Consider the following 13,402-nt stretch of genomic DNA (forward strand, 5'->3'; position numbering starts at 1 on the left):
TCGGGATGAAAGGATTTCGGCGGCCTCCTTGCCTTTGACCGGCAAGAGAGGCTGAGTCACAAATTTTCGGGCAAGTGGGGCTGAGGGTTGATGGCTTTCTCGTATCTTTGCAGAACGATTAAAGAGGATTTGTTATGAATATTCTTCTCGATGTACATACGCACACGATAGCCAGCGGGCATGCCTTCAGCACCTTGCAGGAGATGGTACAGGCCGCGGCCGACAAGGGTTTGCAGATATTGGGTATTACCGAACATACGGGGGGAATCCCCGGCACCTGCTCCGACATCTATTTCCGCAACCTGCCGGTAGTGCCTCGCCGGATGTATGGCGTGGAGTTGCTGTTGGGTGCCGAAATCAATATTGTCGATTATGCAGGGCGGCTCGATTTGGAAGAGAAGTATTTCCGGTTTCTCGACCTGCGCATAGCCGGATTGCATTCGCTCTGTTACCGGCCGGGCGACATCGACCAGAATACGGCCGCCGTGCTGGGGGCTATCTGTAACCCGCATATCGACATCATCAGCCATCCGGGCGACGGCACGGCCGAGTTGTATTTCGAGCCGCTGGTGCTGGCTGCCAAGGAGAACGGCGTGTTGCTCGAGATCAACAACAGTTCGCTCAATCCCTACCGCCACAAAGAGAAGGCGATGGCCAACAACCTCGAGATTCTGCGCCTGTGCAAGCGCTACGGGCAGCCGGTCATTCTGGGGAGCGACGCCCACATCTCCTTCTCGATAGCCGATTATCACTGGCTCTATCCGCTTCTGGCCGCCACCGAGTTCCCCGAGGAGCTCATCCTCAACGACAAGCCCGACGCCTTCAAGGCCCGGCTGAAACGGAACCGCGAGGATACGGCGCTTTAGAATCGCTTCATGCCGTAACGGTCGAAGGTCTTGCGCCGCGAAATCCACAGCGTGAGCAGTACCGATATGAGCGACGAGGCGAAGATGGTAATCATCAGCATAATCTGATATTTGATGGCCACGCTGGGGCTGCTGCCGCCCAGTATCTGACCCGTCATGGTGCCGGGCAGGGCGATGAGTCCCATGACCGCCATCGAGGCGATGGTGGGGTTGAACGACTTGATGAGGGCCTCGCGCATGAAGGGGGCGAGTGCCTCGCCGGGCGTGGCACCGTTGCCCAGCAGGTAGAGGTAGAGTTGCCGCTCGCGGTTGAGCGAGCCGTAGAACGAGTTGAGAGCTATGACGTTGGCCGATAGCATGTTGCCCAGTATCATGCCGCTGATGGGGATGAAGTAGCGGGCCGTGAAAATCTTTTCGGGTCGAACCACCAGCCCCAGAAAGTAGAGGTCGATGATGAGCAGCGACACGAGGAAGGCCACCGCCACGGCCATGAAGAGCATCTTTTGCGGCAGCTTGGTGCGCTTCAGCACCGTCGACGAGGCGATGACAATCATCAATACCACCCACAGCAGGTTTATCCACAGGTTGTCCCACAGGAACAGGTACTCGAGGTAAAACCCGATGAAGAAGAGTTGCACCGTCATGCGCAGGGCGGCCCAAAGGGTATCTTTCACCAGGCCGGTGCGGTAGCGGTAGAGAAAGTAGGTGGGGATAATCAGCAGCAGAAATCCCAGCACCATGTGGCCGTAGCCAATGTTTATCGTTTCCATGAATCAATCTCCGATATAGATTTTACGGTCGAACGAGTCGATGAATCGGGCGTCGTGCGAAACCATCAGTACGGTGGCCTCGTGCAGCGAGTGGATGTAGTCGATAACCCGGGCGATGGAGTCGGGGTCGAGGGCCGAGGTAGGCTCGTCGAGCAGCACAATATCCTTTTGCAGCAGGGCGGCAATCATGAGCATGATGCGTTGCCGCTGGCCGCCCGAAATCTCGATCGACCGTTTGTCGTACAGTTCGTGTTCCAGCCCCAGCCGGTCGAAGTGTTCCAGAACCGTTTCGCGCGAAGGCTTCAGAGCCTGGTTTATCCGCAGCCTGAAGGGGGCCTCGATCAGTTCTTGTATCGTGTCGTAGGGGAGGGTAAACTCCTGAGGCAGCCAGGCGGTGCGCCGCCGTACCTGTTGCACGGTGGTGGCGTCGAGTGTGCGGCCGTCGATGCGGATGCTCCCCTCGTCGGGCAAGACAAAGCCGGGTACCGAAGCAAGAAGGGTGCTTTTACCGTGCCCCGAAGGGCCGTAAAGCACCGCTTTCTCGCCCCGGGCGATGCAACACGTGAAGTGTTGCATCAAGGGCTTGTTGTCATAAATAAAGGTGAGATTGTCAAACTCGATCATTTTGCCGGTTCCGGATTCTCGGTTTGTGCTTGAGGTTTCAGCCAGCGGTCGAGCCAGCGGAAGAAGATCCGTTGCCACAGCACGCCGTTCTGCGGTTTCAGAATCCAGTGGTTCTCGTCGGGGAAGATGAGCATCTCGGCCGGTACGCCGCGCAGTTTGGCGGCATTGAAGGCCGACATGCCTTGCGAGGCGAGGATGCGGAAGTCATATTCGCCGTGAGTGATGAGGATAGGCGTATCCCATTGGTCTACGAATTTGTGGGGCGAAGTGGCAAACGTGCGTTGAGCCGTAGCGTTCTTCTTGTCCCAGGGTGCGCCGCCCATATCCCAGTTGGCAAACCACATCTCTTCGGTCTCGACATACTGTTGCTCGAGGTTGTAGATACCGGCGTGGGCGATGAAGGCCTTGAACCGTTTCTGGTGATGGCCGGCCAGCCAGTATACCGAGAAGCCGCCGTAGCTGGCACCCACGGCACCCATGTGGTCGCCGTCGACATAGGGCTCTTTCTTCATCTCGTCGGTAGCGCTGAAGTAGTCCTTCATGTTCTGACCGCCGTAGTCGCCGCTGATCTGTTCGAGCCACTCCTGTCCGAAGCCGTAGAGACCGCGGCGGTTGGGGGCGATGATGATGTAGCCGTTGGCCGCCATCAGTTGCAGGTTCCAGCGATACGACCAGAACTGGCTGACGGGTTGCTGCGGACCACCCTGGCAGTAGAGAATGGCGGGGTATTTCTTCGAGGGGTCGAAGTGGGGCGGATAGACAATCCAGGTGAGCATCTTCTTGTTGTCGGTGGTCGTGATCCAACGCTCCTCGACCTTGCCCATGGTGAGCTGGTCGAGTATCTCCTTGTTTTCGAACGAGAGCTCTTTCACCTCTTTGCTCTGGGGGTTGACGCTGTAAATCTCGTCGGGTTGCGACAGCGAGTGACGCATGGCGATGAGGCAGCTCTCGCTCACGGGAGCCAGCGAGGCGTAGTCGTAGTAGCCGGTCGTAATCTGCTCGATTTTCTTGTCGAGGCCCACGCGGAAGATGTGAATCTCGCCCTGGTAGGCCGAGCGGATAAAGAGCGACTGTCCGTCGGGAGCCCAGGCCAGTTCGTCGGTGCTGTAGTCGAAGTCGGCTGTGAGGTCTTGTTTCTCGCCGGTAGCCATGTTCATGATGAAGAGGCGGTTCTTGTCCGACTCATACCCGTCACGCTCCATGCTGCCCCAAGCCAGGTATTTGCCGTCGGGCGAGAAGGTCGGCGTGGTGTCGTAGCCCATCATGCCCTCGGTGAGGTTGCGGGTCTGCTTGGTAGCCAGGTCGTAGAGGTAGATGTCGGAGTTGGTCGAGATGGAGTATTCCAGACCGGTCTTCTTGCGGCTGGTGTAGGCCACTGCCTTGCTGTCGGGAGTCCAGGCAAACGACTCGATGCCGCCGAAGGGTTTCATGGGCGACTCGTAGGGCTCGCCCTCCATGATGTCGACGATGCCCGAAAGCTCCTTACCGTCGAACGAGGCGATGTAGGGGTGCGGAATCTCCTCGACCCACTCGTCCCAGTGTTTGTACATGAGGTCGTCGATCACGCGGCCGGTAGCCTTGTCGAGGTCGGGGTAGATGTCCGAGGCCTTCTGGCTGTACTTCACGTTGCCGATGAAGAGGATCTGTTTCTCGTCGGGCGAGAAGAGGAAGCCGTTGATGCCCTTCTCGTGGTGGCTTATCTGCCGGGCGTTGCTGCCGTCGGCCTCCATGATCCACAGTTGCGAGTCGCCGCTTTTGCCCGAGAGGTAGGCAATCTGTTTGCCGCCGTTAATCCACACGGCGTTGCCCTCCGACTCGGGGGTACAGGTAATCTGTTTCTTGTTCTGTCCGTCGATGTCCATCACGAAGAGCTCGCGGTTGCTCTTGTTCTGCTTCACATCTTCGTAGGTAACCCCGAAGAGGATTTTGCTCTTGTCGGGCGAAACCACAGGGTCGCTCACCCGGCCAAAGGCCATGAGCACCTCGGTAGTCAGGATGCCGTTTTCGACTTTCACGGGCTGCTTGCCGATAATGTCGCCGGTCTTTCCAGCTGGCTGACAGGCTGTTACTAATAATGCTCCTGCCATCATCATACAATTTAGTTTGTTCATAAATAAAGGTTTATAGATTGTTTTTGTTCGGTTTCCCTTTCTGTCGCCGGGGCGGCTTGTTCTCGCCCACGAGGTGGGCCGGTTTGCGCCACGGCGTGTTGCCGTAGAGTTTCTCGAGCAGGTCGTTGCGGTGCATGCGCCTGAGCGAGTTCTGTATGTCGTTGCGCTTCTCGGGCAGATACCAGAAGAAGTATTTCCGCTGGTTCAGTTTCTCCTCGGGCTTGCGGGCGGTGTAGACCTTCTCGCCCGTGTAGGGGTGTATGCCGGTGTAGTAGATTTCGGTCGAGAGGGTCATGGGGGTAGGGGTGAAGTCCTGCACCTGCTCCAGCTTGAAATTCATGTGCTTGGTCAGGGCGGCCAGTTCGGCCATCTCCTCCTCGGTGCATCCGGGGTGGCTCGAGATGAAGTAGGGGATAATCTGCTGGTTGAGCCCCTGCTCGCGGTCTATGCGGTCGAAGGTGCGCTTGAACTGCTCGAAGAGCGAGAACGAGGGCTTGCGCATGATGGCCAGCACGCGGTCCGAGGTGTGCTCGGGGGCCACCTTCAGCCGTCCCGAGACGTGGCGGGCAATCAGCTCCTCGGTGTAGCGGCGGGTGTTTCGGTTCAGCGCGTCGTCTTTGTGGCGGTGCAACAGCAGGTCGTAGCGCACGCCGCTGCCGATGAACGACTTCTTGATACCCGGCAGGGCATCGACGGCGTGGTAGATGTCGAGCAGGTCGCTGTGGTCGGCGTTGAGGTTGGGGCATATCTGGGGGGCCAGGCACGAGGGGCGTTTGCACTTGTGGCACAGCTCCAGGTTCTGGCCGTGCATGCGGTACATGTTGGCCGAGGGGCCGCCCAGGTCGCTCAGGTAGCCCTTGAAGTCGGGCATCGCGATAATCTGCTTCACCTCCTTGAGAATCGACTCCTTGGAACGCGAGGCGATGAATTTGCCCTGATGGGCCGAGATGGTGCAGAAGGCGCACCCGCCGAAACAGCCCCGGTGCAGATTGACCGAAAACTTGATCATCTCGTAGGCCGGTATCGTCTTCCCCTTGTAGCGGGGGTGAGGCATGCGGGTGTAGGGCAGGTCGAACGAGGCGTCGATTTCGGCCTCGGTCATGGGCGGGTAGGGCGGATTGACCACGATTACCCGCTCGCCCACGCGCTGCCACAGCCGCTTGGCGTGGTATTTGTTCGACTCCTCCTCGATGTGGCGGAAGTTCTCGGCCTGCTTGCGCTTGTGTTGCAGGCACTCCTCGTGCGAAGCCAGCACGATGTTGTGCTCGTCCTCGACTGTCGAGGGGGTATTGGCGCCCGGCTGTATGGTGGCCGTCTGCGGTATGTCGGTGAGGCGGTCGATGGTCTCGCCCTGTTGCAGCCGGCGGGCAATCTCGACGATGGGCCGCTCGCCCATGCCGTAGATGAGCAGGTCGGCGGGACACTCGGCCAGAATACCCGGCAGCAGTTTGTCTTGCCAGTAGTCGTAGTGGGTGAGGCGTCGCATCGAAGCTTCGATGCCGCCGATGATGACCGGCGTGTCGGGGAATAGCTCCTTGAGTATGCGGCTGTAGACCACGGTGGGGTAGTCGGGGCGCATGCCGTGCCGCCCGTTGGGGGTGTAGGCATCGTCGCTGCGCAGACGCTTGTTGGCCGTGTAGTGGTTCACCATCGAGTCCATGGCTCCGGCCGAGATGCCGAAGAAGAGCCGGGGCGTGCCCAGCTTCTTGAAATCGCGCAGGTCGTCCTGCCAGTTGGGCTGGGGCACGATGGCCACCCGCAGCCCCTCGGCCTCGAGTATGCGCCCGATGACGGCAGCCCCGAACGAGGGGTGGTCGACATAGGCATCGCCCGAGAAGAGAATCACGTCGACATAATCCCAGCCTCGCATCTCCAGCTCTTTGCGGGTCGTGGGCAACCAGTCTTGCAATCGGTATTCTTTCATCACTTTCGTAGCGGTATAGGTTGGTCAGGCAGTAGGCTTGTCGGCCGCTGCCTGTTGTAACAAATCTTCCAGTTTTATCAGTTCGTCGCGATACTGAGCCGCCTCGATGAACTCCATCTTCTTGGCCGCCTCGACCATCTGTCGGCGAGTGCGCTCGATGGCCTTTTGCAGTTGGTCGCGATTCATGTATTTCACAATCGGGTCGGCCGCCACATCCACATGCTCCAGATACTCGTCGCTGTAAGCCCGGGCCGGTTGGCTCGGCTTGGCAGCTTTTGCCGGCTTGGCCGGTTGCGGCTGTTGCGGTTTGGCCTCGGTGTTGGCCCCCAGCAGCGAAGAGTTCTTGGCCTTCTGGATAGCTTTGGGGGTGATGTGGTGAGCCTCGTTGTAGGCCAACTGCTTCTCGCGGCGGCGGTTGGTCTCGTCGATGGTCTTCTGCATGCTCTCGGTAATGCGGTCGGCATACATGATGACCCGTCCGTTAAGGTTTCGCGCGGCCCGGCCCACCGTCTGGGTGAGCGACCGGTGCGAGCGCAGGAATCCCTCCTTGTCGGCATCGAGTATGGCCACGAGCGATACCTCGGGCAGGTCGAGCCCCTCGCGCAGCAGGTTCACGCCGATGAGCACATCGTAGACGCCGGCCCGCAGGTCGTCGAGAATGCGGATACGGTCGAGGGTGTCGACGTCGGAGTGTATGTAGTTGCAGTTGATGTCGAGTTTGGTCAGGTAGCTGTTCAGCTCCTCGGCCATGCGTTTGGTCAGGGTGGTGACCAGCACCCGCTCGTCGCGCTCGATGCGCTGCTGTATCTCCTCGAGCAGGTCGTCTATCTGGTTGAGGCTGGGCCGCACCTCGATGACCGGGTCGAGCAGACCGGTGGGCCGGATGACCTGCTCTACCACCACGCCCTCGCTCTTCTCGAGCTCGTAGTCGGCCGGGGTGGCGCTTACGTAGATAATCTGCCGGGCCAGACTCTCGAACTCGTCGAACTTCAGCGGCCGGTTATCCACGGCAGCCGGCAGGCGGAACCCGTACTCCACCAGGTTCATCTTGCGCGAACGGTCGCCCCCGTACATGGCCCTGATCTGCGGTACGGTCACGTGGCTCTCGTCGATGATGGTAAGGAAATCGTTGGGGAAATAGTCGAGCAGGCAGAAGGGGCGGGTACCCGCTTCGCGGCCGTCGAAGTAGCGCGAGTAGTTCTCGATGCCCGAGCAGTGGCCTATCTCGCGAATCATCTCCACGTCGTAGGTCACCCGCTCATAGAGCCGCTTGGCCTCGAGCTCCTTCCCGATCGATTTGAAAAACTCCACCTGTTTGCCCAGGTCAATCTCTATCTCGCCGATGGCCTTGTCGATGCGCTCTTTGGTCGTCACGAACAGGTTGGCCGGGAATATCTTGTAGGCATCGAAGGTGCCTGTGCTGCTGCCCGTAGCGGGGTCGACGGTGCGTATCGACTCAATCTCCTCGCCCCAGAACTCGATGCGCACGATGGTATCGTCGTAGGCCAGGTAGATGTCGACCGTGTCGCCCTTCACCCTGAAGTTGCCCCGGTTGAGCTCCACCTCGTTGCGCGAGTAGAGCGAGTCGACCAGATGCCGCAACAGCCGGTTGCGCCCGATGTTGTCGCCCACCTTCACCTCGACCACGTTGCTGTGGAAGTCCTCGGGGTTGCCGATGCCGTAGAGGCACGACACCGACGAGACCACAATCACATCCTTGCGCCCCGACAGCAGGGCCGAGGTGGTGGAGAGCCGCAGGCGGTCTATCTCTTCGTTGATGGCAAGGTCTTTCTCGATATAGGTGTCGGTCGAGGGGATATAGGCCTCGGGCTGGTAGTAGTCGTAGTAGGAGACAAAATACTCGACGGCATTCTCGGGGAAGAACCCCTTGAACTCGTTGTAGAGCTGGGCCGCCAGCGTTTTGTTGTGGCTCAGGATAAGGGTAGGTTTTTGCACCCGCTCGATTACGTTGGCCATGGTGAATGTCTTTCCCGAGCCCGTCACGCCCAGCAACGTCTGGTAGGGAGTGCCGTCGAGCACGCCCCGGCTCAGTTCGTCGATGGCTTCCGGCTGGTCGCCGGTGGGACGATAGGGAGAAATAAGTTTGAAATCCATGACATTCGTTTCTTTAAGATTCGGGTATAATCAAACAGAGGATGATGTATATCACCACCGGGGTGCCTATGGCTCCCAGCGACAGCAGCACATAGATGATGCGAACCACCGTAGGGTCCAGCCCCAGGTATTCGCCCAAGCCAGCACACACGCCGCCAATCATGCGCCCCTCGCGAGGCCGGGTAAGTCGTTTGATCATATTCGTCGCAATTTAGTCGGGGACAGGCTCTCCCGGGCATGCAGGCCCGATTCCGCATCGGCTGTGCCGAAACTTCGCCTACCTCCGCAATTTATTGCAAAGATAGAACAAAGCAAGGGTAAAAACAAAATTGCACCCCCTTCGTTTTATAAGAAGAGGGGCTCTCTTTTGTTGCCGGCGAATCGAGAGGTGTTGCCTGTTTCGGCAGGAGAAGGGTCCGCGTCGGGTGCGGTCGGGAATATGCTGGTCGATACAAACCGGGAGGTAGCCGATAAATAGCCCCTAATTGTCGCCGTCACCGTTAAATTTCTATTATTTCTTTTCCATATTCGGCCGAAATCTCTAACTTTGCAACCTGATAAAGAAACGAATAATGCGAAAACTGATCTGTTCTATCGTTTGTGCCTTGCTCCTTGTCTCGTGCGGTGAGTATAACAAGATACTGAAAAGTACTGATTATGAGCTGAAATATGACTATGCCAAGAAGGCATTCGAGCGCAAGAAGTACATGCAGGCCGCTACCTTGCTCGAGGAACTGGTGGCTATCTTCAAGGGCACCGACAGGGCAGAAGAGTCGCTCTATCTGCTGGCCCGCAGTTATTATCTGAATAAGGACTATGTCACCTCGGGCGAGTATTTCCAGGCCTATTACAAAAATTATCCCAAGGGCGAGTATACCGAGTTGGCCCGCTTTTACTGCGGCTATGGCTACTACCTCGACTCTCCCGAGGCCAAACTCGACCAGACCGGTACCTACAAGGCTATTGACGAGATGCAGCGCTTCCTCGACTATTTCCCCAACAGCGAGCGGGCCAAGCAGGCACAGGATATTATCTTTGAACTGCAAGATAAGCTGGTTTACAAAGAGTTGCTTAATGCTCAGCTCTATTACAACTTGGGCAACTACATGGGCAACAACTACCAGTCGGCCATCATCACGGCACAGAATGCCCTGAAAGAGTATCCCTATACCCGCTATAAGGAGACCCTCTCGATGCTTATCCTGAAGTCGAAATATCAGGAGGCCGTGCAGAGTATCGAAGAGAAGAAACCCGAGCGTTTCCGCGATGTCATCGACGAGTATTACTCGTTTATCAACGACTTTCCTTCGGGTGAATATACCAAAGAGGCCGAGAATATTTTTAAGGTGGCTAACAAATACGTAAAAGATTAATCTTTAAAATAATGGATTACAAGAAAACAAATGCACCGACAAACACCGTAACACGCGATATGGTGGCTTTGTCTTCCGACACGGGAAACATTTACGAGACTGTATGTATTATTGCCAAAAGAGCCAATCAGATTGCCGTTGAAATGAAGGCCGACCTGGAAAAGAAACTCCAGGAGTTCGCTTCGTGCAACGATAATCTCGAGGAGGTATTCGAGAACCGTGAGCAGATTGAGATCTCGCGTTACTACGAGAAGCTGCCCAAGCCCGTTCTTATTGCTACGCAAGAATATATAGAAGGTAAAATCTATTACAAAAACCCCGAAAAGGAAAAATCGGCTATCGAATAATAGCCTGCCAGGCATACTTGCAAGCCGCACTATCGAAATGGAATAGTGCGGCTTGCAGATTTTTCTCGCACACTCCCCTTGTCGCAGGCGTGGGGTGGGCGACAGGTAGAGAGTGACCGAAAAAAATAACCGCACAATTAGTTCATTAAAATATGATCAATAGAATACTAATCCGTTCCAAAGTCATACAGATTGCCTACTCCTATTTCTTGACGAAAGACAAGACGGTGATGGATGCCGAAAAGGAACTCTTCTTCAGTTTCGAAAAATCCTACGAGCTGTATCATCTGTTGCTGACCTTGATGGTTGAGTTGACCGATACGCAGGCTGCCCGGGTCGAAGCCGCCCGCATGAAGTTCCTGGCAACTCCCGAGGAGAAGAATCCCAACATGCGCTTTGTCCACAACCGCTTTATCGAGCAGTTGCGGAATTGCAACGATTACAAGGATTATCACGAGAAGAAACCCATCACCTGGACCAACGACCCCGAATTTTTGAGAGACTTCTCGGAGCGGATTGTCAAGAGCGACCTCTACAAAGAGTATATGGAGGCTCCCGAGGATTCGTATGAGAACGATTGCGAGTTCTGGAAAAAGGTGGTCAAGACCATGTTCTGCACCGACGAGGAGCTGCTCGAGCTGCTCGAACAGAAATCGCTCTACTGGAACGACGACCTGGAAATCATCACCACCTTCGTGCTGAAGACCATCAAGCAGTTCAGCGAGGCAAACGGCGAGTCGCAGGCCCTGCTGCCCATGTTCAAGGACGACGACGATGCCGAGTTTGCCAAGGAGCTCTTCCGCAACACCCTGCTGCATGGCGACGAGTATCGCAACTACATCGAGAACTTCATCCGCAATTGGGAGATCGAGCGGGTTGCCTTCATGGATATAGTCATCATGATGGTGGCCATGAGCGAGTTCTACAAATTCCCCTCGATACCTACGCGGGTTACCCTCAACGAGTATATCGAACTGGCCAAGTCGTACAGCACGGCCAAGAGCGGCCAGTTTGTCAACGGGGTGCTCAATGCTATCGCCGATAATCTCAAAAAAGAGGGCGTTCTGACAAAAGAGTAAAAAAATTGTTATATATTTGTGGACTCTCATTTTCGAGGGGACCATATGTAAAAACTATTAAAAGCTAAATTATGACAACACTATCCATTCTTTTACAAAGTGCAGCCAGCAGCGGAATGTCGAGCATCCTGATGATGGTCGCCTTGATTGCCATCTTCTATTTCTTCATGATTCGTCCGCAGACGAAACGTCAGAAAGAGATTCGCAAATTCCGCGAGGGTCTCTCTGCCGGCGATAAAATCGTAACGGCCGGGGGCTTGTTCGGAAAAATAAAAGAGGTTAAATCCGACTCCTTCATCATCGAGATTGCCGAGAATACCCGTGTGCGCATTGCCAAGGATTCGGTATATCCGTCGGTAGCCGATGCCAAAGACAGCGGTGCTCAACAGGCCAAATAATAGAGCCTCGTGCAATAGGCTCCTCTAACGGAGAAATAAAAAGATAAAGTTTTTTATCGGCAGAGACCTACGGTCCCGATAAAAAACTTTATCTTTGTTGTATATAGCCATTGCGTGATAGTATGAAAAAGAAGATTTCGGCCCGCATAGCCACACGATTCAGAGCGATTGCCCGTAAGATAGGCGCAACCTTTCGTCAGGAGCGCACGCGCGAGTTGTTCACTTTTCTGGGTTTCGTGTTGCTGTCGCTGGTATTCTGGTTCATGCAGGGGTTGAATGAGGAGGTCGAGAACTCGTTCCAGATTCCGGTCGAGTTGCAAAACTTGCCCGAGAAGACCACCCTTATCAACGACTTGCCCTCGCATATCGAGGTGCGCATACGCGACAAGGGCCCCGTGATGCTGGGCTATGCCATCGAAGGATTGAGTCCGTTACGCATCAATTTCCAGGAGTACGACAAGGGGGGCAGCTCGTTCCTGTTGTCGCCCTCGCAACTCGAGACCGTCATGCGCAAATCGCTGCGTCCCACCACTACGATTCTGTCGCTTATCCCCGACACGCTGAAGGTGCAGTATACCCACAGTGCCGGCAAACGGGTGAAGCTGGTGGTGAAAGGGCACGCCTCGACTACCCCGCAATGTGTGTTGAGCGGGCCCATGACTGCCAATATCGACTCGGTCATGGTCTATGGCGAGAACTCGTTGTTGAAGCACCTCAAAGAGGTCTACACCACCGAGTTCGAGGCCAAGCGGCTGAGCGATACTTTGCGCACGACCGTGCGCATGGCCCGCATACCCAACCTGCGTATTGTCCCCGAGCAGGTCGAGGTGACGATTCCCGTCGAAGAGATGACCTCGAAACTGCTCGATATACCTGTCGTGACCCAGAGTGTACCCGCCGGATGGTCACTCATCACCTTCCCCTCGTCGGTACAGCTCTCGTGCATGATGCCCTTTAGCCGGTTTGCCTCGGTCAGCGAAGAGAGCTTCCTGCTGGGGGTCGATTACGCCGACCTGTCTGGTCGTTCCGCTCCCGGCAAGTTGGGCATCAAGGTGCTGAAGGCTCCCGATTTTGTGCGCAATATCGTGCTGTCGCAAGACAGTGTTGACTATATTCTGGAACAGAAGAGACCGGTCTTTACCGTATCGTCCGATACGGTTATCGTCTCCATCCCCGATACGATATGAAACGAATAGGAATTACAGGTGGCATAGGCAGCGGCAAGTCGGTTGTCTCGAACTTGCTGCGGGTGATGGGTTACCGAGTGTACGATACCGATTCGGAGGCCCGGCGCCTGATGAACACCTCGCCCGAATTGAAACGGCAGATAGCCGAAGCTTTTGGCGACGATGTCTACACCGACGGTTCCCTGAACCGTCCGTTGCTCGCCTCGCGGGCCTTCGGTCACCCCGACCGGGTAGCCCGGCTCAACGCCATCGTGCACCCTGCCGTGCGGGCCGATTTCGACCGCTGGAGCCACAGTCGTCCCGACGAGCTCTGTTTCGTCGAGTCGGCCATCCTCTACGAGTCGCAGCTCGACCGTCTGGTCGACGAGGTGTGGTTGGTAACCGCTCCCGAAGCGTTGCGCATCGAGCGAGTGCAGCAGCGTAGCGGACTCACGGCCGACGAGGTGCGCCGCCGCATGGCCTCGCAGATGGACGAGGAGGAGCGCCGCCGTCGGGCCACCCACATTCTCTATAACGATGGGCGGCAGTCGCTCATTGCCGCCGTGCTCTCGCTCTTGGAAGAGCCGCGGTGAGAAAAAATTTCGCCCGATAAATCGGTTAAACCCGAC

General features: G+C 56.3%; 13 protein-coding genes. 7 read left to right on the plus strand and 6 right to left on the minus strand.

From position 1 onward, the window contains the following. Positions 1-134: 134 nt before the first annotated feature. Positions 135-866: a phosphatase gene (locus Q1K76_RS09715; protein WP_258326958.1), complete on the plus strand. Its 732-nt coding sequence runs from the start codon at positions 135-137 to the stop codon at positions 864-866. On the opposite strand, the gene Q1K76_RS09720 is transcribed toward Q1K76_RS09715, so the two are convergent. From Q1K76_RS09720 to Q1K76_RS09745, 6 genes are read right to left on the minus strand one after another with little or no spacing between them, the layout of a single operon-like run. Continuing rightward, complete coding sequence (locus tag Q1K76_RS09720; RefSeq protein ID WP_087407624.1) at positions 863-1,636, minus strand: ABC transporter permease; 774 nt, start codon at positions 1,634-1,636, stop codon at positions 863-865. The genes Q1K76_RS09715 and Q1K76_RS09720 overlap by 4 nt on opposite strands. Positions 1,637-1,639: 3 nt before the next feature. Beyond that, the gene (locus tag Q1K76_RS09725; RefSeq protein WP_258326956.1) at positions 1,640-2,260 is read right to left on the minus strand and encodes an ATP-binding cassette domain-containing protein; all 621 of its coding nucleotides are present in this window, start codon (positions 2,258-2,260) and stop codon (positions 1,640-1,642) included. Further along, the gene (locus Q1K76_RS09730; RefSeq protein ID WP_300132928.1) at positions 2,257-4,371 is read right to left on the minus strand and encodes a S9 family peptidase; all 2,115 of its coding nucleotides are present in this window, start codon (positions 4,369-4,371) and stop codon (positions 2,257-2,259) included. Before Q1K76_RS09730 ends, Q1K76_RS09725 begins: the two co-directional genes overlap by 4 nt. Positions 4,372-4,381: 10 nt before the next feature. Next, complete coding sequence (locus tag Q1K76_RS09735; RefSeq protein ID WP_300132930.1) at positions 4,382-6,295, minus strand: YgiQ family radical SAM protein; 1,914 nt, start codon at positions 6,293-6,295, stop codon at positions 4,382-4,384. A gap of 24 nt (positions 6,296-6,319) precedes the next feature. Further along, a complete protein-coding gene (uvrB, locus tag Q1K76_RS09740; protein WP_258326953.1) occupies positions 6,320-8,410 on the minus strand; it encodes an excinuclease ABC subunit UvrB in 2,091 nt (696 codons plus the stop codon). A 13-nt stretch (positions 8,411-8,423) separates the two neighbouring features. Beyond that, positions 8,424-8,609 carry a PspC domain-containing protein gene (locus Q1K76_RS09745; protein WP_258326952.1) on the minus strand — a complete coding sequence of 62 codons (186 nt, stop codon included), beginning with the start codon at positions 8,607-8,609 and terminating at the stop codon, positions 8,424-8,426. 370 nt (positions 8,610-8,979) lie between these two features. Here Q1K76_RS09745 and bamD point away from each other — a divergent pair, with 370 nt between their 5' ends. The 6 genes from bamD to coaE all read left to right on the plus strand — a co-directional run bounded on the left by bamD (position 8,980) and on the right by coaE (position 13,366). After that, the gene (gene bamD, locus Q1K76_RS09750; RefSeq protein ID WP_258327016.1) at positions 8,980-9,783 is read left to right on the plus strand and encodes an outer membrane protein assembly factor BamD; all 804 of its coding nucleotides are present in this window, start codon (positions 8,980-8,982) and stop codon (positions 9,781-9,783) included. 11 nt (positions 9,784-9,794) lie between these two features. Continuing rightward, positions 9,795-10,130: a DNA-directed RNA polymerase subunit omega gene (locus tag Q1K76_RS09755; protein WP_025279566.1), complete on the plus strand. Its 336-nt coding sequence runs from the start codon at positions 9,795-9,797 to the stop codon at positions 10,128-10,130. A gap of 152 nt (positions 10,131-10,282) precedes the next feature. Continuing rightward, positions 10,283-11,209 carry a transcription antitermination factor NusB gene (nusB, locus tag Q1K76_RS09760; RefSeq protein WP_087407617.1) on the plus strand — a complete coding sequence of 309 codons (927 nt, stop codon included), beginning with the start codon at positions 10,283-10,285 and terminating at the stop codon, positions 11,207-11,209. A gap of 71 nt (positions 11,210-11,280) precedes the next feature. Further along, on the plus strand, positions 11,281-11,607 hold the full coding sequence (yajC, locus tag Q1K76_RS09765; RefSeq protein WP_087407616.1) for a preprotein translocase subunit YajC: 327 nt from the start codon (positions 11,281-11,283) through the stop codon (positions 11,605-11,607). A gap of 122 nt (positions 11,608-11,729) precedes the next feature. Next, entirely contained in the window at positions 11,730-12,794 is a 1,065-nt protein-coding gene (locus tag Q1K76_RS09770) for a hypothetical protein (protein WP_087407615.1), read from the plus strand. Then, complete coding sequence (coaE, locus tag Q1K76_RS09775; protein ID WP_087407614.1) at positions 12,791-13,366, plus strand: dephospho-CoA kinase; 576 nt, start codon at positions 12,791-12,793, stop codon at positions 13,364-13,366. The genes Q1K76_RS09770 and coaE overlap by 4 nt, the downstream gene beginning before the upstream one ends. Positions 13,367-13,402: the final 36 nt, after the last annotated feature.

The organism is uncultured Barnesiella sp. (genome assembly GCF_946496565.1).
Taxonomy (GTDB): domain Bacteria; phylum Bacteroidota; class Bacteroidia; order Bacteroidales; family Barnesiellaceae; genus Barnesiella; species Barnesiella merdigallinarum.